We start from the raw sequence: 23,161 nt of genomic DNA on the forward strand, positions 1-23,161 counted from the left end.
ATGCTGCCGTTCTGGATCGCACTGCAGTTCCTCAGTAGCTTGCCGGTCCGCTTGCCGGGCATGCCGGAGCCCCGCGAGATGGGGCGCTCGCTGCTGTGCTATCCGCTGGTGGGGCTGCTGTTTGGCCTGTTGCTGTGGCTGGCCAGCCATCTGCTGCAAGGCACTGCGGCGCCCTTGCACGCGGCCTTGTTGCTGGCGCTGTGGGTGCTGCTCAGCGGCGGGCTGCACCTGGACGGCCTGGCCGACAGCGCTGATGCGTGGCTGGGGGGCTTCGGTGATCGCGAACGCACCTTGCAGATCATGAAGGACCCGCGTAGCGGGCCGATTGCCGTGGTCACGCTGGTGCTGGTATTGCTGCTGAAGTTCTGCGCCCTCTGGGTGCTGGTCGAGCGGGGCGCTGACGGCCTGTTGGTGTTGGCTCCGGTGGTGGGGCGGGCGGCGATGCTCGGGTTGTTTCTCGGCACGCCCTACGTGCGCGCGGGCGGGCTGGGCGCGGCCTTGGCCGAACACCTGCCCCGGCGCGGTGCGGGCTGGGTATTGCTGGGCTGTACGCTGGTCGGCCTGGCGCTGGGAGGCTGGGCGGTGTTGTGGCCGCTGCTGGCGGCGTTGCTCGTATTCGTGTGGCTGCGTCTGCTGATGTGCCGTCGGTTGGGCGGAACCACAGGGGATACGGCTGGGGCGTTGCTGGAACTGCTGGAACTGACGGTGGTGGTTACCCTGGCGCTGTTAGTCTAGCAGCCCTTGGGTTTGTGTCGCTTCCACAGGGGGCAGGATGTGCCCTGCATGGATCTCGGAAACCAATTCCACGTATTGCGCTTATCCTCGTTCGCTCCTCAAAACCACCAGGAGCCCCTGCCATGCACCCCTGGATGCTCGCCAGTCTGCTGGCCACCAGCAACTGCATTGGGCCTTCTACAGCTTCCGTGAGGACAGTTGGGATGGCATGGATTACGAGCTGGGTTCGGCCAAGGTGCCGTGGCGCTATTGGCAAGCCATCGAGAACGCCGCGCCGGCCCCCTTGCCGCGCAAGGCCACGGCTGAGTTCGAGCCGATCCGCCAGCGCCTGCTACCCAAACCGACACCGTGAAGTTTCTTGCAACATCCATAATGCGGGTATATACACGTATCCATGCTGACCAGTGAATGCATCTGTACCCATTTGCGTCGCGCCGCCCGTGGGGTGAGCCGACATTACGACGAGGCCCTTGCCGGCTTCGGCATCAATGTCGCCCAGTTTTCCCTGCTGCGCCAGGTGCAGCGCCTCGACCGTCCCAGCATCACCTGCCTGGCCGAGGCCATGGGCCTGGAGCGCAGTACCTTGGGCCGCAATCTCAAGGTGCTCGAGGCCGACGGCCTGGTGCGTCTTGCCGACGGCGACGACCAGCGCAATCGCGTGGTGCTGCTGAGCGAAGCGGGCAGGGCGTGCCTGGACGCCGCCTACCCGGCTTGGCAGCAGGCCCAGAGGCAGTTGGTGGAACGGCTGGGCGAAAGCCAGCGTGACGAGTTGGTGCGCTTGCTGGAGCAGCTTGCCTGAACGACTACGATAGAAAGCGGGTATATACCCGCATAAACCTTGCGATGGGCTGGAGACAACGACAATGACTTCCCTTTGGCGGAGCAGCGGTTGGGTACTTCTGGGGGCGGCGCTGATCCTGGCGCTGTCGCTGGGGGTGCGACATGGTTTCGGCCTGTTCCTGGCGCCGATGAGCGCCGAGTTCGGCTGGGGCCGTGAGGTGTTCGCCTTCGCCATCGCCTTGCAGAACCTGATCTGGGGCCTGGCCCAGCCGTTTACCGGCGCCCTGGCCGACCGCCTGGGCGCGGCCAAGGTGGTGGTGATCGGCGGCATCCTCTACACCGCTGGCCTGGTGATGATGGGCATGGCCGACTCGGCCTGGTCGCTGTCGCTGAGCGCCGGCCTGCTGATCGGCATCGGCCTGTCCGGCACCTCGTTCTCGGTGATCCTTGGGGTGGTCGGGCGCGCCGTGCCGCCGGAAAAGCGCAGCATGGCCATGGGTATCGCCAGCGCCGCCGGCTCCTTTGGCCAGTTCGCCATGCTTCCCGGCACCTTGGGCCTTATCCAGTGGCTGGGTTGGTCGGCGGCCTTGCTGGTGCTGGGCCTGATGGTGGCGTTGATCGTGCCGTTCGTAGGCCTGTTGCGTGATAACCCGCTGCCTAGCCATGGCGCCGAACAGAGCCTTGGCCAGGCGCTGCGCGAAGCTTGCTCGCACTCCGGCTTCTGCTTGCTGGCGCTAGGCTTCTTCGTCTGCGGCTTCCAGGTAGTGTTCATCGGCGTGCACCTGCCGGCCTACCTGGTCGACCAGCACTTGCCGGCGATCACCGGCACCACCGTGCTGGCGCTGGTCGGCCTGTTCAATATCGTCGGCACCTATACCGCCGGCTGGCTCGGCGGGCGCATGTCCAAGCCGCGCCTGCTGACCGGCTTGTACCTGCTGCGCGCCGTGGTCATCGTGCTGTTCCTCTGGGCGCCGGTGACCCAGTTCAGTGCCTACTTGTTCGGTATTGCCATGGGCCTGCTGTGGCTGTCCACGGTGCCGCTGACCAACGGCACCGTTGCCACGCTGTTCGGCGTGCGCAACCTGTCGATGCTCGGCGGTATCGTGTTCCTGTTCCACCAGCTGGGCGCGTTCCTCGGCGGCTGGCTGGGTGGGGTGGTCTATGACCAGACCGGCAGCTATGACCTGGTGTGGCAGATCTCGATCCTGCTCAGCCTGCTGGCCGCGGCCCTTAACTGGCCGGTGCGCGAGCGCCCGGTCGCCCGCCTGCAGGCCCAGGCCGCGTGAACGGCCTGCTCGGGCGTGGCTTGCTGCTGATCGCCGCGATACTGGTGCTGGCGCTGGTGTGGTGGGGCTGGCACAAGGGCGGGCTGGCGTTGATGCAGTTGGGCATGAGCCTGTGTTAAGCGCTACCCTGCACAATCAAGGAATCATGTGCAGGAGACCGCTATCATGCATGCCCGCTGGCTAACCCTCCCTTTGCTGGCCCTGGCCGCAGCCACTTCGAGCTGGGCAGCCGATTGTCCGGCGTTGCTCCAGGGCAGCCTGCCGGAGCTGCGCGGCAAGGAGCAGATTGACCTGTGCCAGCGTTTCGCCGGCAAGCCGCTGGTGGTGATCAACACCGCCAGCTACTGCGGCTTCGCCCCGCAGTTCGAAGGCCTCGAAGCTACCTATAAGGACTACCGCGAACAGGGCCTGGAAATGCTCGGCGTGCCGTCCAACGACTTCAAGCAGGAAGACGCCGACAGCGACAAGACCGCCAAGGTCTGCTATGCCAACTACGGCGTGACCTTCACCATGACCAAGGCCCAGCCGGTGCGCGGCAAGGACGCGATCCCGCTGTTCGTCGAGCTGGCCCGGCAGAGCAGCGCGCCGAAGTGGAACTTCTACAAGTATGTGGTGGACCGCAAGGGCAAGGTGATCGGCAACTTTTCCAGCCTGACCAAGCCTGATGATCCGGCGTTCAGGGCGGCGATCGACAAGGCGATTGCTTCGCAGCCTTGAGGACCATGAGCGGCCTATCCGAACTGGTATATAGGCCAGTTTCGGCAGGAGGATGTTGATGGCTTCACTGAGCCAGTAATTGCCCGGATACGCGCCTGCTGGTTAGCCAACTGGTGAAGCTGCAATTATTTTTGCCCAGCTACGAAGTGACATTGTCTAGCTAGTAGATAAGCGCCTCGCTTACTCAGGGTGCACAGTCAGCGCAACCAGTCGAATGACTACGGGTCGCACCATCAATACACAGAAGAACGCTACGGGCATCGCCAGCTGGTACGCCTTGAGTACGTTGTGCAGGTAGTCGGCAGAGACCCCGCCATTGGCGGCGGTAATCACGAAGCACATCAACAATGCCATGATCGCTGACATGTAGAACGCGAACACATAGGGTGTGGCGCCTGCGCGCAATTTGCGACGATTCCGGATCGAGGACAATTCGTTCATGGGGGCCTCTGTTCGAATGAATGAGCGTGCAGGTTAACAAGGGCTGTACGCGACGCTGTAGACGCTGTTCACTGAGTTCTTTATAAAGAGAAACTTACGAATCAGCCAGGCATCCCATGGACCTGCTCAACGCCATCCGCAGTTTCATCAAGGTCGTCGAAGCCGGCAGCATTGCCGGCGGTGCTCGCAATCTGGGTCTCAGCCCCGCAGCCGTTAGCCAGAACCTGGCGCGGCTGGAGACGCATCTGCAGGTGCGCTTGCTGACCCGCACCACTCGCAGCATGGCCCTGACGCCGCCCGGCAGCCTGTACTACGAGCGCGTACGGCATATCGAGCGTGATCTTGCCCAGGCCGAGCTTGCGGTCACCACGCCGGACAGCGAGCCTCAGGGGCGCTTGTGCATTGCCTCGACATCGGCCTTCGGACGGCACGTGCTGGCGCCGCTCATCCCGGCATTTAGCGCCCGTTATCCGCTGCTTTCGATAGAGTTGGTGATGGCTGATCGCAAGGTCAATCACGCCCGCGAAGACGTGGATGTGAGCCTGCGCATCACGCCGCAGCTGGAAGACCACTTGTTGGCTAGGCATATAGCCCGTATTCCTTTCATCTGCTGCGCAGCACCCGGCTACCTGGCCAGGGCCGGTTTGCCGGCCACACCAGAGGCTTTGCACGATCACAGTTGTTTAGTGTTCCGCTACCCGGTGGATGGCCGATTCCTGCCCTGGGGATTCATGCGTGACGGTATGCGCTTCGAGGCCCGCTTCGGTCGGGTGCTGATCAGTGATGATATCGACGCATTAACCCAGATGGCGCTGAATGATGGTGGTATTACCCGCCTGGCCGAGTTCGTCGTGCGCCCGCACCTGGATGCCGGCCGGCTGGTGCCGCTGTTTGAATTCGGCGACAGCGGGCAGGCCTATGCCCAGACCGAGCCGATGGATATATACCTGTGCCTGGCTGACCGCTTTGCACTGACGACCAAGGTGCGAGTGTTCATGGAATACCTGCAGCAGTGCCTGGGCCAGCAGTGGTGCGCACAGGCATGAAAAAACCGCCACGAGGGCGGTTCTTCATGCTGCGACAGTGACTCAGAAGCGATAGGTCAGCGAAGCACCGACGCCGTGAGCGCTGTTTTCGTACTTGGCCTGGTAAGTACCCTTGGTCGGGCTTGCCAGGTTGACCTTGGTGTCTTCCTCCCACAAGTAGGAGTAGGCCACGTCGATGGTCATGTCGTCGTTGGGGCTCCAGCCGGCACCCAGGCTGAAGATCTTGCGATCGCCCGTGGGGATGCGCGGCGAACGGTCCTGGTTGTTGGTTGGCGACTGGTCGACCGAGAAGCCGGTACGCAGTGTCCACTGCTTGTTCACCTTGTAGGACGCACCAACCGCGCCTGCCCAGGTGTCATGCCAGTTTTGTTCCTCGGTGATGGTGCCGAATTGCCCACGCAGCGCCGCTGGGACTTCGTTGTCGACGGTGATGTCCTTCAGGCGGCTCCAGCGCGTGAAGGTGGTACCTGCGTACAGGGTCCACTGGTCGTCGAGCTCATGGGTGACCGAGAAGTCCACCGACTCAGGGGTCTTGATCTTCAACTCGGCATCGAACTTACTGCCACTGTACGGGCCGATCAGGACGCTGTTGACCTTGGTGTTGCCTTCGAGCTTGTAGTCCACCATCGAGTGGTAGGTCAGGCCGAGGCGGGTGTGGTCGGTGGCCTGGACCAGGATGCCGATGTTGTAGCCGACCGCGGTATCGTCGCCCTTGATTTTCACTTCGCCATCGTTACGGCCAGGGGTGAAGCGGTTGACGATGTTCGAACCCAGCTCGCCCTTGATACGGTTGATTGTCGGGCCGAAGCCTATCGACACCTTGTCGTTGAATGCATAGCTGATGGTGGGCTGGAAGGTCACCACTTCGACATGGCTCTTCTTGCCCCAGTAGCGTGCGGCATCGCCGCTGCCGTAGTCGGTCACCAGGCCAAAGGGTACATAGACGCCGAAACCGAGAGCCCAGTGGTCATCGATCGGCTTGACGTAGTAGCCCATCGGCACGCCGACGGTCGGGACCATGTTGCCGTCGGTTTCCCCCCCGAAGTTGCTGCCACGGCCTGAAATATCGGACTTGGCGAAGATGGCTGCGCCACCCACGGTGACTTCCTGACGTTTGAGGCGTGACATGCCTGCCGGGTTTCCGTAAACGGTGCTGGCATCATCGGCAGAGGAAGAACGCCCCGCAAAACCTGTTCCCATGCCGCTGACACTTTGTTCGTTCAGCGCGAAACCGCTGGCGAGCAAGTGGCTGGAAGCGAAGGCAACGGCAATACCGAGAGAGGTTTTGAGCAATACTTTTTTCATTATTAGAAACTCCTTGGGATCTCCGAGGCGGAAAGCTACCAATAAATTCCACTCCACGCTATAGGCTAGAACGCAGGAGATAGAGCGGTTTTGTAGGACAATCCGACCAAAATTCCGTTTTTTTGGGTGTAGGACGCGTTGGCTCAGGAGGCTGGGGTGAGCATTGGCTCGATACAGTGGTGCCAGGCGTGGGTGAAGTCCCGCAGGCGCCCTTGGGGCTGGAAGGTCTGCCGCCAAATCCGTGCCAGGCCCAGCAGATCGTCGGCCGCCGGCAAGGGCAGGGCTTGCTCTTCGATCAGCATCCAGGCGATGGCGGTGGCGTAGCGCAGGTTGACGGTGAGTTCGAGGTGCGGGCCGCCGAGGAAGGCGTGCTGGCTGGCCAGGCCGCGCACCAGGCTGGCCAGTTCGGGGTCGCGGGCAAGGTATTCGTCCCACAGGCAACGGTGACGATTCCCACCGATCCGGTAAAGCCCATGGCCACGTCGGTCATGCAGGGCGGCCCCCAGCGCAGACTGGCTCGCGGCAACGCCCAGTAACAAAGCTTCGGCGCTGTCGCTGTGGCGACCCAGGTAGATCAGGGTCGGCCGAATCACATATCGACTCAACTCGTTCGCAGCGATGCCCATGATGCCCTCTGCTGAAAAGGGCCGACGGGCGCTGGAGCTTGGCAGCTGGTGAGTGATCAGGCCCGCCGGAAGCGGCAGATGCCGCTCGAGTTGAAGTGTAGTGTGATAACAGTGGTGTAAAAGGCTGTTTTTAAATCGATTGCAGCCCGAAGGCGCAGGGCATATGCCCATTGGCGATTAGGCCAATTACCTTCAGGCTGGGTTTTGCATGGCGTATTCATGGCGTGAATTACCCGCCATTCATTCATGCGGTCAGCGACTGGCGGGTGCGCTCGATCACCGCTTGCAGCGGTTCTGCCCGGTTGTACTGCTCCGGATAGAGGCGCTCGCTGTGGCAGGCGATGCCATGCTCGTCGACCAGGGTGAAGCTAAAGCTGCCCTTGCGTGGGGCAACGATGAGGCACTTCAATGGGGCGAAGGCCTGGGAAAGGGTGCCGAAGGCAACCTGGATTTGTTGATGGTTACTCATATTGTTGGATGTTCCTGCGTAAGACACGGTGTTTGATCCGTGCACAATAGAAACGTTCCAGTGACGTCTTTATTAAGGAGACGCAGAACCTGACTGGAACAGGGCAGCCAGAGGGGCGCATGCAATAAGTGGGCGCTGGGCTGACTGGTAGGTACGACAGAAGGCAGGCAGCACACCGACACCAGGGTTCTGGGCGTCGGGGAAGATCCTGATCAATCTGAAACGTGATTCGTGCTGGGCAAGGTTTGCCGAGTGAATCATCGAATGGGCCGGTCCCGATGGGGCAGTGCTTGCTCGTTACCGAGCACTTGGGCTGCAGGGACTGAGTGGCCAGAATGACTTCAGCTGGGTACTAACGGGGCGCAACCCTACACGAACTTTTCGGGGTTGGCAAGTTTTTGGCTTTTCTAGCGGTAAGCCGATAATTATGTCGTCAATCGCGCCTGGTGTGAAGAGGGTGAAATGTTCAGCCAACCACCCTCCCGTACTGATTCCGTGCACCGCGATGCCATTTGTTGGTGCGGTTGTACACACTCAGTTGAACAGTTGTAACCCTCTTGCAACGTCCTGTGGACGGCTCGCCAATGACTTGACTGGGGGCTTAAGTCAATGAAAAAAAACACTAATTTTTGCTGGTGAAAAAATCGTCAGTTTGACTGAAAGCCCCATTTCACAGGGGTTTGCGAGCTACCTCAAGGGGTTGTCCACCGAGTTATCCACAGGTTCTGTGGATTGTCCCGGGCGCTTGCTCTAGGACGGGCGTGCCAGCTGTTTCATCCATTGTCCGACAATCGGTGGGTAGTGGTGGCATCGGCATTTTCCTTGGGAAAACGTCAAGAAAAAATCGTGGAAAAAAATGGCGATCAGCCGAAAGTCGCCCAGGTCAGTCCACAAAAAAAGGAGTAGAGTGGCGCGCCTCTCGAATCACCCTTGCTGTAGGTCATGAAGCTTCGCGGTAAACACCTCGCCAGTCCTGATGCCTCGCCATCGCTGCCTTCCTCCAAGCGTTTTTCCCTGAAAGTGGCCCTGTGGCTGCTCGACAGCCCGCGCCTGGGGGACAAGCCCAGCGTCAAGCACCTGGCCGGGCGCATGCTCAAGCAGCCGGCGCGCCAGGGCGTGGTGGTGGCCCAGAGCCGCCTGGGGCAGATGCTCTGCCGCGACTGCGGCAATGCCCGCGACCGGCGCATCGGTCATGAACTGCTGCGCCAGGCGGCCCGCGCCGGTGATCGCCGGGCCCAACTGGAGTATGGCCGGTTGTGCCAGGCCCAGGAGCCGGAGCAGTCCCGCTATTGGCTGGAGCTGGCGGCGGGGCAGGGCTCGCAGGAGGCGCGGCGGTTGTTGCGCCAGTGGTTCGGTAGTTAACCGGAGCAGCTGTGTATAACCATTTGTTGGGGGGCGCATGGCTGAGGTGCTCTCTTGCTGGGTACTGACCACCCAACCCTGTCACCAGGCTGATAAGCTGCGCAGCATTCGTCAATGTTCGATCGGGGTAGGCATGACAGTGGATCTGACCAGCATTTTGCTGGGCTTGGTGGCGGGCGCCGTGCCCTGCCTGGGCTGGGTCATGCAGGTTCAGCGCGGACAGGGGGCGCGCAAGGCCGAGCAGGCCTTGCTCGAAGAGCGCCTGAATGCCGCCCAGTTGACCCAGGCCGGCCTGCTGGCCCAGCTGGAGGCCAGTCGCGACGAGATCAGCGACCTCAGCGAGGCCAACACCATCAAGCAGACCCAGCTGGCCGCCCAGGGCAGGGAACTGGAGCTGCTGCAGATCGACCGCGACAACGCCCGTGATGCCGCCCATGCCTGGCACCTGGAGCGCGCCAACCGCGAGGCCGAGCTGCGCCGTCTCGAGGCCCAGGCTGCACGCCTGGAAGCCGAGCTGCGTGAACAGCAGGAGAGCCATCAGCAACGCCTCGAAGACCTGCAGGAAGCCCGCGACACCCTGCGCGCGCAGTTCGCCGACCTTGCCACCAAGATCTTCGACGAGCGCGAGCAACGCTTCGCCCAGACCAGCCAGCAGCACCTGGGCCAGTTGCTCGACCCGCTCAAGGAGCGTATCCAGGCGTTCGAGAAGCGCGTCGAGGAAAGCTACCAGCAGGAGGCCCGCGAGCGTTTCTCCCTGGGCAAGGAACTCGAGCGCCTGCAGCAGCTCAACCTGCGCCTGTCCGACGAGGCCACCAACCTTACCCAGGCGCTCAAGGGCCAGAAGACCCAGGGCAACTGGGGCGAACTGATCCTGGAGCGGGTGCTGGAGCACGCGGGCCTCGAAAAGGGCCGCGAATACCAGACCCAGGTCAGCCTGCGCAGCGCCGATGGCGAGCGCTTCCAGCCCGATGTGCTGATCATGCTGCCGGGCGACAAGCAGGTGGTGGTGGATGCCAAGGTCAGCCTGACGGCCTACCAGCAGTTCGTCGGCAACAACGACGAAGCCGCGCTCAAACAGCACGTACAGTCGCTGCGCAATCACGTCAAGGGCTTGTCCAGCAAGGATTACAGCCGCCTTGAGGGCTTGCACAGCCTCGACTTCGTGCTGCTGTTCGTGCCCATCGAGGCGGCTTTCTCGGCGGCACTGCAGGCCGAGCCCAACCTGTTCCAGGAGGCCTTTGACCGACAGATCGTGATCGTCAGCCCGACCACCTTGCTCGCCACCCTGCGGGTGATCGACAGCCTGTGGAAGCAGGAACGCCAGGGGCAGAACGCCCGCGAGATCGCCGAGCGCGCCGGCTGGCTGTACGACAAGTTTGTGCTCTTCATTCAGGACCTGGACGAGCTCGGCGCACGCCTTGCCCAGGTGGACAAGGCCTACGCCGCGGCACGCAACAAGCTGTGCGAGGGGCGCGGCAACCTGGTCAGCCGCAGCGAGCAGCTCAAGCTGCTCGGCGCCCGGGCCAGCAAGAGCCTGCCGGCTGAGTTGATTGAGCGCGCCCTAAACGATGAGGCGCTTACTGAACCAGGCTCAGATGCCGATTGAGCAGGGCGCGCAGGGCTGCCGGCTTGACCGGCTTGGCCAGGTAGTCGAGGCCTGCGGCATGCACCAGGGCGATGGTCTCGTTGCGCCCGTCGGCGCTGATCACCACCCCGGGCACCGGCTCGCCCAGGCGTGTTCGTAGCCAGCCCATCAGCCCGGTACCGGTCTCGCCGTCATCCAGGTGGTAGTCCACCAGCGCCAGGTGCGGGCGCAGGCCCTTGCCGAGCAGGGCCTCGCATTCGGCCTGGTTGCGCGCGGTCCACACCTGACAACCCCAACGGCTGAGCAGGCTGTTCATGCCGATCAGGATGCTGTCCTCGTTGTCCACGCACAATACCTGCAGCCCGGCCAGCGGCTGCCCGGCCTGCTCCACGGGGGCGGGCGTCGCGGGCGCTGGGCTGTGGGCGATGGGCACGCTGACGCGGAACACGCTGCCCTTGCCCGGCCAGGAGCGTACCTCCAGCGGATGCCCGAGCACCCGGCACACGCCGTCGGCGATCGCCAGGCCCAGGCCCAGGCCTTTCTCGGCGCGGGTCTGGTGGCTGTCCAGGCGCTTGAACTCCTGGAAGATCACCTGCAGCTTGTCGTCGGCGATGCCCGGGCCACGGTCCCACACCTCCAGCCACAGGCGTCCACTTTGTCGCCGCGCACCCAGCAGCAGCGGGCTCTTGCCGTAGCGCAGGGCGTTGGTGAGGAAGTTCTGCAGCACCCGGCGCAGCAGTTTCATGTCGCTGTCCACCCGCAGGCGGCTGCCGCGCAGGCGGAACTCCAGGCCCTTCTCGGCGGCCAGCACCTTGAACTCGGCGCCGAGGGTGTCAAACAGCTCGTTGAGGGCGAAGGGCTTGATGTCGGGGGTGACCTTGCCGTTCTCCAGTCGCGAGATATCGAGCAGGTCGCTGATCAGCTCCTCGGCCGAGCGCAGCGAGCTGTCCATGTGCTGCACCAGTTGCCGGGCCTCGTCGTTCATGGCCTCGGCTTGCTGCGACAGAGCGGCGGAGAACAGCCGGGCAGCGTTGAGCGGCTGCATCAGGTCGTGGCTGACGGCGGCGAGGAAGCGGGTCTTGGACTGGCTGACCGCCTCGGCGCGGCTCTTGGCCTCGGTCAACGCCTGGTTGAGCTGCGACAGCTCGTGGGTGCGCTCGGCGACGCGTTGCTCCAGGCCCTCGTTGGAGTCGCGCAGGGCCTGTTCGGCCTCGCGGAACGGGGTGATGTCGGTAAAGCTCATGACGAAGCCGCCGCCAGGCATCGGGTTGCCGATCAGCTCGATCACCCGGCCATTGGGGAACAGCCGCTCGGAGGAGTGGGCCCGGCCCTGGCGCATCCAGTGCAGGCGCCGCGCCACATGCACCTGGGCCTCGCCCGGCCCGCACAGACCGCGCTCGGCGTTGTAGCGGATGATGTCGGCGATCGGCCGGCCGACGCTGATCAACCCGTCGGGGTAGTTGAACAGCTCCAGGTAGCGGCGGTTCCAGGCCACCAGGCGCAGGTTCTGGTCGACCACGCTGATACCCTGATTGATGTTCTCGATGGCGCCCTGCAGCAGCGCGCGGTTGAACTGCAGCACCTCGCTGGCTTCGTCGGCGATGCGCACCACATCCTCAAGCTGCATGTCGCGGCCTTCGATGGCGGCCTTGACCACGGCGCGGGTCGAGGAGGTGCCGAGCACGCCGGCCAGCAGCCGTTCGGTGTGCTCGATCCAGTCACCATCGGCGTTCTGATTGGGGTTGAAGCCCTTGCCCTGGCGGTAGGCGAAGCGGATGAAGCTTTGCCGGGCGCGCTCCTCGCCGACGAAGCGCGCGGCGAGCTTGAGCAGGTCGTCGATCTGCACCGCCAGCAGGGGTTTGCTGGAGGGGCGGGCGCTGGTCTGCTGGCCGATGAAGCGCCCAGCCTGCCAGTGCTCGGAAACCCGTGTGCGGGACAGGATCGAAACCCAGGCGAACAGGGTGAAGTTGCCCGCCAGCGACAGCACCACGCCCTGGGTGAGCGGGGTGATCGGCAGGTTGAGCGGGTTGCCGTGCAGCCAGGCCAGCCCCGGGAACAGCTGCAGCGACCAGCCCAGGCTGTGGGCGGCGATCGGCAGCACCAGGGTGTAGAACCACAGGAAGATGCCGGCGGCCAGGCCCGCGAACACGCCGCGGCGGTTGGCCTGCTTCCAGTACAGCGCGCCGAGCATCGCCGGGGTCAGCTGGGTCACCGCGGCGAAGGCGATCTGGCCGATGGTCGCCAGGCTCGCGGTGGAGCCAAGCAGCCGGTAGCTGACGTAGGCCAGCAGCAGGATGACGACGATGGTCACCCGGCGCACCGAGAGCATCCAGTGGCGGAACACCTCGAACGGCCGCTCGGCGTTGTTGCGCCGCAGCAGCCAGGGCAGCAGCATGTCGTTGGAGACCATGGTCGACAGCGCCACGGCCTCGACGATGACCATGCCGGTGGCCGCCGAGGCGCCGCCGATGAACGCCAGCAGAGCCAGGCTCGGGTGGGCCTCGGCCAGCGGCAGGCTGATCACGAACGAATCGGAAATCACCGTGCCCGGCAGCAGCATCTGCCCGGCCAGGGCGATGGGCACCACGAACAGCGCGGCCAGGGCCAGGTACAGCGGGAACACCCAGCGGGCCAGGCGCATGTCCTGGGGCTCGATGTTTTCCACCACGGTGACGTGGAACTGCCGGGGCAGGCAGATGATCGCCATCATCGCCACGGCGGTCTGCACCACCATCGACGGCCAGTTGATGGTCTCTTCCCAGTAGTCGCTCAGGTGCACCGACTGCCGCGCCTGGGTGAACAGGTCGTCGAAGCCGTCATACAGGTTGAACACCACGAAGACGCCCACGGCAAGGAAGGCCAGCAGCTTGACGAGCGATTCGAAGGCAATCGCCAGGACCATGCCGCGGTGGTGTTCGGTGACGTCCAGGCTACGGGTGCCGAAGACAATGGCGAACAGCGCCAGCACCAGCGATACCACCAGCGCGGTGTCCTGCACCCGGCTGCCGGTGGCATCGGCGTTGGCGCCGATCAACAGGTTCACCCCCAGCACGATGCCCTTGAGCTGCAGGGCGATGTACGGCAGCACCCCGACCAGGCAGATCAGTGCCACCACCACCGCCAGGGTCTGCGACTTGCCATAGCGGGCGGCGATGAAGTCGGCGATCGAGGTGATGTTCTGCTGCTTGCTGATCAGCACCATCTTCTGCAGTACCCAGGGGGCGAAGATCAGCAACAGCACCGGCCCCAGGTAGATGGGCAGGAACGCCCAGAGCTGCTCGGCGGCCTGGCCGACCGCGCCGAAGAAGGTCCAACTGGTGCAGTACACCGCCAGCGACAGGCTGTACACCCAGGCGCGCAGGCGCGGCGGCAACGGCGTGCTGCGGCGGTCGCCATAGAAGGCGATGGCGAACATGATGGCCATGTAGGCCAGGGCGACCACGGCGATCAGCCCGCTGGACAACGACATGCAAACTCCGGAGCAAAAAAGAAAACGCGGTCCCGATCAATCAGTCTGGCACGCAGGGCGCGGTTCGTCAGCGCCGACGATGGTCGCAGTGGCAGGACGTCGCAGGGCCCGCGATCGGCCGGTATTGCCAACTAAGGCCGGCGGGCGGTGCGTGTTCCCAGCCAGTAGAACACCGCCGCCAGCATCACCGACCCGATCAACAGATAGAACACCGTCACCGGCACCACATGCCCCAGTGCCAGGCCTACCAGGATCGGCCCGAGCCCAGCGCCCAGGTTGGAGAGGTTCTGCGCGCCATAATAAACCCCGCGCAGATGCTCCGGCGCAATCAGGTCGATGAACATGAACTCGGCCGGAATCACGATGATCTCGCCCAGGGTGAACACCAGCATGGCCAGGCACCACGCCGGCGCCGAAGCAGCCACGGAGAACCCCAGCAACCCGGCAGCGAACATGGCCATGCCAGCCATCAGCCAGGGCATCAGGTGCTGACGGGTGATGCGTCGGCCGATCAGGTATTGCAGGCCGATCACTCCCAGGGCATTGGTGGTTACCAGGTAGCCGGCCAGGCGCGCCACCTCGGCGGGATCGTTCAGGGTCACCACCAGGTACTGCGAAAGGTAGGCGGTGAACTGGCCGAACACCACGGCACTGAGCACGCCGCCCAGGGTGAAGCACACCAGGCGCCGGTCGCGCAGCATGCCCAGGGCGACCTGGGCGAAGCCCGCTGCCGGCCGGTCATCGCGCAGGCTCAGCAAGCTGCGTTCGCCAAGGCGGTAATAGACCAGGCTCAGGCCGAGGCCGATCAGGGCCGAAACCACGAACGGCAGGTGGTCGTCCGCCTCGATCAGCAGCACCCCAAGCATCGGCCCCGCGGCCCAGGCGATGTTGTTGAAGGTGTACTTGATGGCGAATACTTCGCCGCGTCGGTTCTCTGCCAGCAAGGCGCAGAACCCGGCCTTGGCGGCAATGTCGACCACGGTCTGGGCCAGGTAGGCCACCACCAGGAAGCAGAAGAACAGCGCAGCCGAAGTGCTGGCCACGATGCCGACGAAGGCCAGGGCGAACACCGAGGTGCAGGCGACGATCAGCGTATGACTGCGCAGGGTGTCGACCAGGTGTCCGCCATAGAGGCTGAGCATTGATGCCAGGAGCATCGCGCCGCCGACCAGCAGGCCGGTCTGGCCGACCGACAGGCCCAGGTGCGTTGACAGGTACACCACCAGATAGGGCAGGGTGATCGCCCGGGCCATGGTCAAGGTGAAGGTGGTGAACAACAGCAGGCGAACCGCAGCGGGGTAGCCTTTAAGGGCGCGGAGCATCGACCGATCCTTGTCATTGTCAGCGGTCAAGCATATGCCAGGTGCCGGCCTGGCTGCTATATCTTTAAAATCGATAACAGATAGAGAAATTACCCGTTATATAGATATTCTTTGCAGGCATAAGATATCTCTACCTTACACAAGGCCAGGAGACACCTTATGCCATGCATCCAGACCCGCGCGCCTTCCTGGCGCCCGTTCAGCCAATTGGCCCACCCCCGCGAAGTGATCCGCCAGTTCACCCCCAACTGGTTCGCCGCGACCATGGGTACCGGCGTGCTGGCCCTGGCCTTTCATCAAGTCCAGGTGCCGGGGTTGGACAGCGTGGCCGAGGGCCTTTGGTGGCTGACCATCGGCCTGTTTACCCTGTTCTGCGTCCTGTACGGCGCCCGTTGGGTAATGTTCTTCGATGAGGCGCGGCGGATTTTCGCGCACTCCACCGTGTCGATGTTCTTCGGCACCATCCCCATGGGGCTGGCCACCATCCTCAACGGCGCCCTGGTGTTCGGCATGGCGCGCTGGGGTGAGGCCGTGGTGCCGTGGGTTGAAATGCTTTGGTGGCTGGACGTGGGCCTGGCGCTGCTGTGCGGCGTGGCCATTCCCTACCTGATGTTCACCCGCCAGGAGCACAGCATCGACCAGATGACCGCGGTGTGGTTGCTGCCGGTGGTGGCTGCTGAAGTCGCCGCCGCCAGCGGCGGGCTGCTGGCGCCGCACCTGGTGGATATGCACCGGCAATTCCTGGTGGTAATCACCAGCTATGTGATGTGGGCGGTGTCGTTGCCGGTAGCGTTCAGCATCCTCACCATCCTGATGCTGCGCATGGCCCTGCATAAACTGCCGCCGGCGAACATGGCCGCTTCCAGTTGGCTGGCGCTAGGCCCGATCGGTACCGGTGCTTTGGGCATGCTGGTGCTCGGCGGCGATGCCCCTGCAGTGTTCGCCGCCAATGGCCTCGGCGGCCTCGGCGAGGTGGCACACGGGTTGGGCCTGGTGGCCGGCATCGTGCTGTGGGGCGCGGGGTTGTGGTGGTTGCTGACAGCGGTGCTGATCACCTTGCGCTACATGCGCCAGGGCATGCCGTTCAACCTGGGCTGGTGGGGGTTCACCTTCCCGCTGGGGGTGTACTGCCTGGCCACGTTGAAACTGGCTGCCTGGCTGGAGTTGGGCTTCTTCACTGTGTTCGGCCAGGTGCTGGTGGTGGCGCTGGCGCTGCTCTGGCTGCTGGTGGCCAGCCGGACCCTGCGCGGGGCCTGGCGCGGCGAGCTGTTTGTGTCGCCATGCATCGCGCAGTCTTGAGGGTGATCCAGTAGGGGCGGCTTGCCCGCTCCTACAAGTTCCTTGTGCCTATGGACATTCCCGTGCAGATTTGTGGCTTATCACGCTGTACGTGCCTCCAATGACAAAGCCCAACCAGGTACAAGGACGATGAGTCACCCCTCGCAATTCACCCTGCTCGGCAAACGGCGCTTCCTGCCGTTCTTCATCACCCAGTCGCTGGGCGCCTTCAACGACAACCTGTTCAAGCAGTCGCTGATCCTGGCGATCCTCTACAAGCTGAGCCTGGAAGGCGACCGCTCGATCTGGGTCAACCTCTGCGCCTTGCTGTTCATCCTGCCGTTCTTCCTGTTCTCGGCGCTGGCCGGGCAGTTCGGCGAGAAGTTCGCCAAGGACCGGTTGATCCGCGTGATCAAGCTGGCCGAGATCGTCATCATGGCCATCGGCGCGACCGGTTTCGTCACCCATCATCTGGAGTTGATGCTGGTGGCGCTGTTCGCCATGGGCACCCACTCGGCGCTGTTCGGCCCGGTGAAGTACTCGATCCTGCCCCAGGCCCTGCGCGAGGAGGAACTGGTGGGCGGCAACGGCCTGGTGGAGATGGGCACTTTCCTGGCGATCCTGGCCGGGACCATCGGCGCCGGGATGCTGATGTCCTCCAGCCAGTACGCGGTGCTGGCCGCCGCCGGGGTGGTGGGCACTGCGGTGCTGGGCTACCTGGCCAGTCGCTGGATCCCCCGCGCCGCCGCCGCCGCGCCGCAGATGAAGCTGGACTGGAACATCTTCAAGCAGTCCTGGCTGACCCTGCGCCTGGGCCTTGGCCAGACCCCGGCGGTGTCGCGCTCGATTGTCGGCAACTCGTGGTTCTGGTTCGTCGGTGCCATCTACCTCACGCAGATCCCGGCCTACGCCAAGGACTGGCTGCACGGCGACGAGACCGTGGTGACTCTGGTGCTAACCCTGTTCTCGGTGGGCATCGCCGTCGGTTCGCTGCTGTGCGAGCGCCTGAGCGGACGCAAGGTGGAGATCGGCCTGGTGCCGTTCGGCTCGTTCGGCCTGACCCTGTTCGGCCTGCTCTGGTGGTGGCATTCGGGGGATGTGCCGGTCGGCGTCGTGCCCCATGACTGGCTGGCGTTGCTGGGCATTAGCCAAGCCTGGTGGATCATGCTGTCGATCGTTGGCCTGGGCATCTTCGGCGGCTTCTACATCGTGCCACTGTACGCGCTGATCCAGGCACGCACGCCGGAAGACCAGCGGGCCCGGGTGATTGCCGCCAACAACATCCTCAACGCGCTGTTCATGGTGGTGTCGGCGATCATCACCATCGTCCTGCTGAGCCTGGCCAAGCTGAGCATCCCGCAGCTGTTCCTGGTGGTGTCTTTGCTCAATATCGCGGTCAACGCCTACATCTTCCGCATCGTGCCGGAATTCACCATGCGCTTCCTGATCTGGCTGCTCAGCCACTCGATGTACCGGGTCGAGCACCGCGAGCTGCAGCGCATTCCCGATGAGGGCGCGGCGCTGCTGGTGTGCAACCATGTGTCGTTCGTCGATGCGCTGTTGATCGGTGGGGCGATCCGCCGGCCGATCCGTTTCGTCATGTACTACAAGATCTACAATTTGCCGGTGCTCAATTTCGTGTTCCGCACCGCCGGCGCCATCCCCATCGCCGGGCGTGGCGAGGACGAGGCCACCTACGAGCGCGCCTTCGCCCGTATCGCCCAGTACCTGGCCGACGGCGAGCTGGTGTGTATCTTCCCCGAAGGCAAGCTGAGTTCGGACGGTGAGATCGATGTGTTCAAGGGCGGGGTGAACCGCATCCTGCAGGAGACGCCGGTGCCGGTGATTCCGCTGGCGTTGCAGGGGCTGTGGGGCAGTTTCTTCAGTCGCGACCCGAACAAGGGTTTCTTCAAGCGCCTGTGGTCGCGGGTGACCCTGGTGGCCGGCGCCGCTATCCCGGTGGAGGCGGCGCAGCCCGAGGCGCTGCGCGAGCAGGTGAGCCTGCTGCGCGGCGACGTTCGCTAAGGGAAACGGAGGGAGGTCAGCTGGCGCTGACCTTCAGGCCGACCAGGCCGGTGATGATCAGGGCGACACTGGCCAGGCGGATGAGCGCCATGGATTCGCCGAACAGGATGATCCCGGCGATCACCGTGCCGACCGCGCCGACACCGGTCCAGATGGCATAGGCGGTGCCCAGCGGCAGTTCCTTCATGGCCAGGCCCAGCAGGCCGAGGCTGATGACCATGGCGCCGACGGTGAGAATGGTCGGCAGGGGGCGGGTGAAGCCGTCGGTGTACTTGAGGCCGACAGCCCAGCCGACTTCGAACAGGCCGGCGAAGAACAGGATGATCCAGGACATGGTAAGTCTCCATCGATTCAATGATGGGGCCGTCCCCGGTATGTTCACGCACAGCGTCGTGAGGCCGTCCTCACAGTGCGCACTATACTGCACATTTGCCGCGGGCGAGGCAAGCGTGACGGATCAATGGTGCTTGTACCGGCCATCGTCACTGGCTGGCCGGTACGCATGTACACCTACGTCAAGACCAGCTCAGGATGGGCCAGCCATTGGTCTGCGCATGCTCGCGCAGCACCTGGTCCGGGTTCACCACGTGCGGGTGATCGACCTTCAGCAGCAGCGGCAGGTCGTTGCGTGAATCCGAGTAGAAACTCGCGCCCTCCAGGTTTTCCTGTTCCTGGTCCAGCCACTCCAGCAGGCGGGTGATCTTGCCTTCGCGGTAGGTGAGCACGCCGTGGGTCTTGCCGGTGAACACGCCGTTGACCGCCTCCAGCTCGATGGCCAGGTACTCGTCGACGCCCAGGCGCGCCGCGATCGGTCCGACCAGGTGGGTGCCGCTGGCCGAAATGATCAGGATCCGGTCGCCGCGCTTGCGGTGTTCGGCGATGCAACGGCAGGCGTCGCCGTAGATGATCGGCTCGATCACATCTTCCACCCAGGGCTCGACCAGGTGCTCGACCTCTTCCAGGGTACGCCCGGCGATGGGCTCCAGGCTGAAGGCCATGTAGTCCTCCATCGCCAGGTGGCCCTTGCCGTAGGCTTCCATCAGCTCGTGGTCGCGCTTGAGGAAAGCCTTGCCGTCCACCCAGCCCAGCCGGGCCATCTGCTCGCTCCAAAGCGACGCGCAGTCGCCGTGGATCAGGGTTTCGTCCAGATCGAAGATTGCCAGTGCCATGCGTTGATGCTCCTTAGGCCACTTCCCGTAGCGCCGTGGGGTCGATCGACAAGGATACCCGCTGCCCGTCCGCGTGCAGGTCGGCCGCGCAGCGGTTGAGCACGTCGACCACCAGCTCGACGTCGCGCACCCGCACCCGATAACGGATGACGTTGCCCAGCAGGCTGTGGCTGAGGATCTCGCCGTCCAGTTCGCCGTTCAGGCCCAGGGTGATGGATTCCGGGCGGATCGCCAGGCGACCGTTGACCGGGCGTCGCAGCAGGCGGCTGGCGCTGTCGGCGTCGAGCAGGTTGTAGTTGCCGATGAAGCCCGCGGCGAACAGGTCCACGGGCGCGGTGTAGAGGGTCTCGGCATCGCCGCTCTGGACGATGCGGCCCTGGTTCATCAGGACGATGCGGTCCGACATGGTCAGCGCCTCTTCCTGGTCGTGGGTGACGAAGATGGTGGTCAGCCCCAGCTCGCGCTGGATGGCGCGGATCTGCTCGCGCAGGTGCTTGCGGATGCGCGCATCCAGTGCCGACAGCGGCTCGTCGAGCAGCAGCAGGCGCGGGCGGGTGACCAGCGAGCGGGCCAGGGCCACGCGTTGGCACTGGCCGCCGGACAGCTGGTGCGGGTAGCGCCCGGCGAAGCTGCCCAGCTCCACCAGGTCGAGTACTTCGCGCACCCGCGCCTGGCTCTCGTCGGCCTTGACCTTCTGCATGCGCAGGCCGAAGGCGACGTTCTGTTCCACGGTCATGTTGGGGAACAGCGCGTAGCTCTGGAACACCATGCCGATGCCACGCTTCTGCGGGCTCAACGGCACGATGTCCTGGCCGTCGAGCAGGATCCGCCCGCTGTCCACCGGGGTCAGCCCGGCGATGCAGCGCAGCAGGGTGGACTTGCCGCAGCCGGAGGGGCCGAGCAGGGTGACGAACTCGCCGCGCTCGATCTGGCAGTCGATGTTCTCGAACACCGGGCTGCCGGCGTAGCTCTTTTGCAGTTTCTGTACGCTGACGAAGCTCATGTCAGGTCTTGTCCTTGTTCAGGCGGTTGGCGACCCAGGTCAGCACCAGCACGAAGGCGAAGTAGGAGATGACCAGCGCGCTGTTGAAGTGGCCGCTGCTGTTGCGCATGTTGTTCAGGTACACCTGCAGGGTCTCGTAGCGGGTGCCCACCAGCAGGTTGGCGAACACGAACTCGCCGAACAGGAACGAGAACGACAGCAGCAGCGCCACCATCAGGCCCTTGCGCAGGTTGGGCAGCACCACCAGGAACGCCGCCTGCCAGGTGCTGGCGCCGAGCAGCTGGGCGGCGTCCATCAGGTCGCGCAGGTTGATGGCCTGCAGGTTGTTGGTGATGGCTCGATACATGAACGGCAGGGCGATGGTGAAGTAGCAGCCGATCAGGATCCACGGCGTGCCGACCATGGCCATCGGCCCGCTGCCGTACAACTGCAGCAGACCCACCGACGACACCACCGGCGGCACGGCGAACGGCAGCAGGATGAGGACGTTCATCAGCGCGTCGAGCTTGGGGAAGTGGTAGTGCACCACGAACAGCAACGGCAGGATCAGCAGCACCGAGAGCAGCAGCGCGCCGACGCATACCAGCAGCGACTGGCCGAAGGCGGCGAGAAAGCGCGGCTCGCTCCACAGTGCGACGTACCACTTGAAGGTCAGCCCGCTGGGCAGCAGGGTCGCCGACCAACTGGTGGCCAACGAGTAGAGCAGGGTGCCGGCCAGCGGCAGCAGCAGGATCAGGAACAGCAGGTACACCACCACGCGGTGGTAGAGCCCGCCAGCGTTGTTTTCAGCGCGCATGGTAGCTCCTCTTGAGCAGCCATTGATGGACCACCGTGACCACGGTCATCAGGCCCACCAGCACCATCGCCAGGGCGCTGGCCAGGTTCGGGTCGAGGCTGATGTCGCCGGCCACCAGGCCCGCGATGCGGATCGGCAGCACGTTGAAGTTGCCGGTGGTCAGGGCGTAGACAGTGGCGTAGGCGCCGAGGGCGTTGGCCAGCAGGATGACGAAGGTGCCGAGCAGCGCCGGGGTCAGCACCGGCAGGCCGATATGCCGCCAGAACTGCCAGTGGCTGGCGCCGAGCAGTGCGGCGGACTCGCGCCAGTCCTCGCGCAGGGCGTCGAAGGCCGGGTAGAGCAGCAGCACGCCCAGGGGGATCTGGAAGTAGGTGTACACCAGGATCAGGCCGGTCTTGGAGTAGATGCTGAAGTCGCCGAGCAGGCCCATCTGCTTGAGCAGCAGCGTCAGTGCGCCATTGAAACCGAGCAGGATGATGAAGGCGAACGCCAGGGGCACGCCGGCGAAATTGCTGGTCATGTTGGCGAAGGCGCTGACGAAGTCGCGCAGTTTCGAGTCGACCTGGCGCAGTGAATAGGCGCCCAGGGTGGCGATGACGATGCCGAACAGGCTCGACCAGAAGCTGATCTCCAGGCTGCGTTGCAACGCCTGCAGGTAGAACTTCGAGGCGAAGATCTTGCTGAAGTTGGCCAGGCCCCAGCCGCTTTCGCCCTGCAGGCTGTTGAGGGCGACCCAGGCCAGCGGCGCGACCTGGAAGATGATGAAGAACACGGCGAACGGCAGCAGGCAGAGCAGGGCCAGGTAGCGGCCGCGATGGCTTGCATTCACTTGAGCAGCTCCCGGCAGACCGGTTTGTCGTGGGCGGCGCCGAGCAGCTCGCAGATCGTGCCGCACAGCTCGGTCTGCAACGGCTTGGCCGCGGGATCGAGGCTGAACGCCTCGCCGAACACGAACAGCGGCACTTCGCGTTCCTCGGCCAGCAGGCCGTTGTGCGAGCGGTCGTTGTTCATGCCGTGGTCGGCGGTGACCAGCACCTGGTAGCCCTCTTCGAGCCAGCGCGGCAGGTAGTCGGCCAGCAGGATGTCGGCGCTGCGGGCGGCGTTGCGGTACTGGCTGCTGTCCAGGCCGTGGCGGTGGCCGGCGTCGTCGATGTTCATCGGGTGCACCAGCAGGAAGTTCGGCGCATGGCGGCGGCGCAGGTATTCGGCGTCGGCCAGCAGGTGCGAGTCGGGGTAGTGGTCTGCGTAGTAGAACAGGCCGTGCTGGATCGGCAGCTTCGGCGCGTGGGTATGGCGGTCGCGCAGGGGGTCGAAGGGTGAGCGGTTGTACAGCTCGCTCATCCAGTGATAGGCCGCGGCGGCAGTGCCCAGGCCGGCCTCGCGGGCGTAGTGGAACACGCTGCGCTGGTTGGACAGGCGGTTGACGTTGTTATGGACGATGCCGCTGTCGATCGGCGGCACGCCGGTGAGGATGCATTCGTACAGCGGTCGCGACAGTGACGGCAGCTCGCACTCCACCCGGTACAGCGCGGCGCGGTCGGCCTCGACGTAGGCGTGCAGGTGGCCCATGGCATGGTGCGCGACCTGGTGGTTGAGGCCGTCGAGCAGGACCAGGATGACGTTGTGGTTCATTTATGACTCCGAAAAAGCGGGGAGGGCTTTGCCCTCCTTTCGCGACGCAAGGCCGCTCCCACAGAGGTAGTGCAAACCTCTGGGGCGACGTGGGCCCTGTGGGAGCGGCCTTGCG

22 protein-coding genes and 1 pseudogene are annotated in these 23,161 nt (G+C 64.3%); 11 read left to right on the top strand and 12 right to left on the bottom strand.

All coding sequences use genetic code 11. The annotated features are described in order from the left end of the window. The 6 genes and pseudogenes from AC25M7_RS06445 to AC25M7_RS06470 all read left to right on the top strand — a co-directional run bounded on the left by AC25M7_RS06445 (position 1) and on the right by AC25M7_RS06470 (position 3,518). Positions 1-735 carry an adenosylcobinamide-GDP ribazoletransferase gene (locus AC25M7_RS06445; RefSeq protein ID WP_028690894.1) on the top strand — a complete coding sequence of 245 codons (735 nt, stop codon included), beginning with the start codon at positions 1-3 and terminating at the stop codon, positions 733-735. Between the two features lie 160 nt (positions 736-895). Next, a pseudogene (locus AC25M7_RS06450) lies at positions 896-1,087 on the top strand (glycosyl hydrolase); the annotation flags it as partial. Positions 1,088-1,129: 42 nt separating this feature from the next. Further along, entirely contained in the window at positions 1,130-1,534 is a 405-nt protein-coding gene (locus AC25M7_RS06455) for a MarR family winged helix-turn-helix transcriptional regulator (RefSeq protein ID WP_069017443.1), read from the top strand. A 64-nt stretch (positions 1,535-1,598) separates the two neighbouring features. Next, positions 1,599-2,801 carry an MFS transporter gene (locus AC25M7_RS06460; protein WP_486970858.1) on the top strand — a complete coding sequence of 401 codons (1,203 nt, stop codon included), beginning with the start codon at positions 1,599-1,601 and terminating at the stop codon, positions 2,799-2,801. After that, on the top strand, positions 2,798-2,920 hold the full coding sequence (locus tag AC25M7_RS06465; protein ID WP_256582037.1) for a hypothetical protein: 123 nt from the start codon (positions 2,798-2,800) through the stop codon (positions 2,918-2,920). The genes AC25M7_RS06460 and AC25M7_RS06465 overlap by 4 nt, the downstream gene beginning before the upstream one ends. 46 nt (positions 2,921-2,966) lie before the next feature. Beyond that, positions 2,967-3,518: a glutathione peroxidase gene (locus AC25M7_RS06470; protein WP_028690890.1), complete on the top strand. Its 552-nt coding sequence runs from the start codon at positions 2,967-2,969 to the stop codon at positions 3,516-3,518. Between the two features lie 180 nt (positions 3,519-3,698). Here the strand turns inward: AC25M7_RS06470 and AC25M7_RS06475 are convergent, their stop codons facing one another. Further along, a complete protein-coding gene (locus AC25M7_RS06475; protein WP_186596711.1) occupies positions 3,699-3,959 on the bottom strand; it encodes a DUF2798 domain-containing protein in 261 nt (86 codons plus the stop codon). Between the two features lie 116 nt (positions 3,960-4,075). Between AC25M7_RS06475 and AC25M7_RS06480 the strand changes: the two genes are divergently transcribed. Next, positions 4,076-5,005, top strand: coding sequence for a LysR family transcriptional regulator (locus tag AC25M7_RS06480; protein ID WP_062361425.1), 930 nt, complete (start codon positions 4,076-4,078; stop codon positions 5,003-5,005). 42 nt (positions 5,006-5,047) lie between these two features. Here the strand turns inward: AC25M7_RS06480 and AC25M7_RS06485 are convergent, their stop codons facing one another. The 3 genes from AC25M7_RS06485 to AC25M7_RS06495 all read right to left on the bottom strand — a co-directional run bounded on the left by AC25M7_RS06485 (position 5,048) and on the right by AC25M7_RS06495 (position 7,405). Further along, positions 5,048-6,310, bottom strand: coding sequence for an OmpP1/FadL family transporter (locus AC25M7_RS06485; protein WP_486970859.1), 1,263 nt, complete (start codon positions 6,308-6,310; stop codon positions 5,048-5,050). 143 nt (positions 6,311-6,453) lie between these two features. Further along, complete coding sequence (locus tag AC25M7_RS06490) at positions 6,454-6,936, bottom strand: hypothetical protein (protein ID WP_069017445.1); 483 nt, start codon at positions 6,934-6,936, stop codon at positions 6,454-6,456. A gap of 244 nt (positions 6,937-7,180) precedes the next feature. Continuing rightward, on the bottom strand, positions 7,181-7,405 hold the full coding sequence (locus tag AC25M7_RS06495) for a hypothetical protein (protein WP_028690885.1): 225 nt from the start codon (positions 7,403-7,405) through the stop codon (positions 7,181-7,183). Between the two features lie 942 nt (positions 7,406-8,347). Between AC25M7_RS06495 and AC25M7_RS06500 the strand changes: the two genes are divergently transcribed. Both AC25M7_RS06500 and AC25M7_RS06505 read left to right on the top strand, forming a co-directional pair. Next, complete coding sequence (locus AC25M7_RS06500; protein ID WP_069017446.1) at positions 8,348-8,767, top strand: tetratricopeptide repeat protein; 420 nt, start codon at positions 8,348-8,350, stop codon at positions 8,765-8,767. A gap of 247 nt (positions 8,768-9,014) precedes the next feature. Next, positions 9,015-10,373 carry a DNA recombination protein RmuC gene (locus AC25M7_RS06505; protein WP_175406197.1) on the top strand — a complete coding sequence of 453 codons (1,359 nt, stop codon included), beginning with the start codon at positions 9,015-9,017 and terminating at the stop codon, positions 10,371-10,373. Here the strand turns inward: AC25M7_RS06505 and AC25M7_RS06510 are convergent. Beyond that, positions 10,345-13,821, bottom strand: a complete 3,477-nt coding sequence (locus AC25M7_RS06510; RefSeq protein ID WP_486970860.1) for a hybrid sensor histidine kinase/response regulator — start codon at positions 13,819-13,821, stop codon at positions 10,345-10,347. The two genes, AC25M7_RS06505 and AC25M7_RS06510, sit on opposite strands and share 29 nt — an antisense overlap. Positions 13,822-13,952: 131 nt before the next feature. Next, complete coding sequence (locus AC25M7_RS06515; protein WP_028690881.1) at positions 13,953-15,143, bottom strand: MFS transporter; 1,191 nt, start codon at positions 15,141-15,143, stop codon at positions 13,953-13,955. A gap of 159 nt (positions 15,144-15,302) precedes the next feature. Here AC25M7_RS06515 and AC25M7_RS06520 point away from each other — a divergent pair, with 159 nt between their 5' ends. Both AC25M7_RS06520 and AC25M7_RS06525 read left to right on the top strand, forming a co-directional pair. Beyond that, a complete protein-coding gene (locus AC25M7_RS06520) occupies positions 15,303-16,442 on the top strand; it encodes a TDT family transporter (RefSeq protein ID WP_213883225.1) in 1,140 nt (379 codons plus the stop codon). A 129-nt stretch (positions 16,443-16,571) separates the two neighbouring features. Continuing rightward, entirely contained in the window at positions 16,572-18,446 is a 1,875-nt protein-coding gene (locus AC25M7_RS06525) for an MFS transporter (RefSeq protein ID WP_088851802.1), read from the top strand. Positions 18,447-18,462: 16 nt separating this feature from the next. Here AC25M7_RS06525 and sugE read toward each other — a convergent pair whose 3' ends face one another. The 6 genes from sugE to AC25M7_RS06555 form a co-directional block, all read right to left on the bottom strand. Beyond that, positions 18,463-18,780: a quaternary ammonium compound efflux SMR transporter SugE gene (sugE, locus tag AC25M7_RS06530; protein WP_028690878.1), complete on the bottom strand. Its 318-nt coding sequence runs from the start codon at positions 18,778-18,780 to the stop codon at positions 18,463-18,465. 181 nt (positions 18,781-18,961) lie between these two features. After that, entirely contained in the window at positions 18,962-19,615 is a 654-nt protein-coding gene (locus AC25M7_RS06535; RefSeq protein ID WP_486970861.1) for an HAD family hydrolase, read from the bottom strand. 13 nt (positions 19,616-19,628) lie between these two features. Continuing rightward, complete coding sequence (locus AC25M7_RS06540; protein ID WP_069017450.1) at positions 19,629-20,618, bottom strand: ABC transporter ATP-binding protein; 990 nt, start codon at positions 20,616-20,618, stop codon at positions 19,629-19,631. A 1-nt stretch (position 20,619) separates the two neighbouring features. Continuing rightward, positions 20,620-21,414, bottom strand: a complete 795-nt coding sequence (locus AC25M7_RS06545; protein WP_062361447.1) for an ABC transporter permease — start codon at positions 21,412-21,414, stop codon at positions 20,620-20,622. After that, on the bottom strand, positions 21,404-22,243 hold the full coding sequence (locus AC25M7_RS06550) for an ABC transporter permease (protein ID WP_062361450.1): 840 nt from the start codon (positions 22,241-22,243) through the stop codon (positions 21,404-21,406). Before AC25M7_RS06550 ends, AC25M7_RS06545 begins: the two co-directional genes overlap by 11 nt. Beyond that, entirely contained in the window at positions 22,240-23,046 is an 807-nt protein-coding gene (locus tag AC25M7_RS06555; RefSeq protein ID WP_028690873.1) for an alkaline phosphatase family protein, read from the bottom strand. The genes AC25M7_RS06550 and AC25M7_RS06555 overlap by 4 nt, the downstream gene beginning before the upstream one ends. Positions 23,047-23,161 lie beyond the last annotated feature (115 nt).

The sequence above is a fragment of the Pseudomonas sp. P106(2024) genome, from assembly GCF_057480815.1.

Bases quoted from the DNA above. Each gene is read 5' to 3' on its own strand.
- AC25M7_RS06470 (WP_028690890.1), top strand. From the start codon at position 2,967: ATGCATGCCCGCTGGCTAACCCTCCCTTTGCTGGCCCTGGCCGCAGCC.
- AC25M7_RS06525 (WP_088851802.1), top strand. From the start codon at position 16,572: ATGAGTCACCCCTCGCAATTCACCCTGCTCGGCAAACGGCGCTTCCTG.
- AC25M7_RS06480 (WP_062361425.1), top strand. From the start codon at position 4,076: ATGGACCTGCTCAACGCCATCCGCAGTTTCATCAAGGTCGTCGAAGCC.
- AC25M7_RS06495 (WP_028690885.1), bottom strand. From the start codon at position 7,405: ATGAGTAACCATCAACAAATCCAGGTTGCCTTCGGCACCCTTTCCCAG.
- AC25M7_RS06510 (WP_486970860.1), bottom strand. From the start codon at position 13,821: ATGTCGTTGTCCAGCGGGCTGATCGCCGTGGTCGCCCTGGCCTACATG.
- AC25M7_RS06455 (WP_069017443.1), top strand. From the start codon at position 1,130: ATGCTGACCAGTGAATGCATCTGTACCCATTTGCGTCGCGCCGCCCGT.
- sugE (WP_028690878.1), bottom strand. From the start codon at position 18,780: ATGTCCTGGATCATCCTGTTCTTCGCCGGCCTGTTCGAAGTCGGCTGG.
- AC25M7_RS06540 (WP_069017450.1), bottom strand. From the start codon at position 20,618: ATGAGCTTCGTCAGCGTACAGAAACTGCAAAAGAGCTACGCCGGCAGC.
- AC25M7_RS06445 (WP_028690894.1), top strand. From the start codon at position 1: ATGCTGCCGTTCTGGATCGCACTGCAGTTCCTCAGTAGCTTGCCGGTC.
- AC25M7_RS06545 (WP_062361447.1), bottom strand. From the start codon at position 21,414: ATGCGCGCTGAAAACAACGCTGGCGGGCTCTACCACCGCGTGGTGGTG.
- AC25M7_RS06520 (WP_213883225.1), top strand. From the start codon at position 15,303: ATGCCATGCATCCAGACCCGCGCGCCTTCCTGGCGCCCGTTCAGCCAA.
- AC25M7_RS06485 (WP_486970859.1), bottom strand. From the start codon at position 6,310: ATGAAAAAAGTATTGCTCAAAACCTCTCTCGGTATTGCCGTTGCCTTC.
- AC25M7_RS06475 (WP_186596711.1), bottom strand. From the start codon at position 3,959: ATGAACGAATTGTCCTCGATCCGGAATCGTCGCAAATTGCGCGCAGGC.
- AC25M7_RS06490 (WP_069017445.1), bottom strand. From the start codon at position 6,936: ATGGGCATCGCTGCGAACGAGTTGAGTCGATATGTGATTCGGCCGACC.
- AC25M7_RS06555 (WP_028690873.1), bottom strand. From the start codon at position 23,046: ATGAACCACAACGTCATCCTGGTCCTGCTCGACGGCCTCAACCACCAG.
- AC25M7_RS06500 (WP_069017446.1), top strand. From the start codon at position 8,348: ATGAAGCTTCGCGGTAAACACCTCGCCAGTCCTGATGCCTCGCCATCG.
- AC25M7_RS06535 (WP_486970861.1), bottom strand. From the start codon at position 19,615: ATGGCACTGGCAATCTTCGATCTGGACGAAACCCTGATCCACGGCGAC.
- AC25M7_RS06515 (WP_028690881.1), bottom strand. From the start codon at position 15,143: ATGCTCCGCGCCCTTAAAGGCTACCCCGCTGCGGTTCGCCTGCTGTTG.
- AC25M7_RS06460 (WP_486970858.1), top strand. From the start codon at position 1,599: ATGACTTCCCTTTGGCGGAGCAGCGGTTGGGTACTTCTGGGGGCGGCG.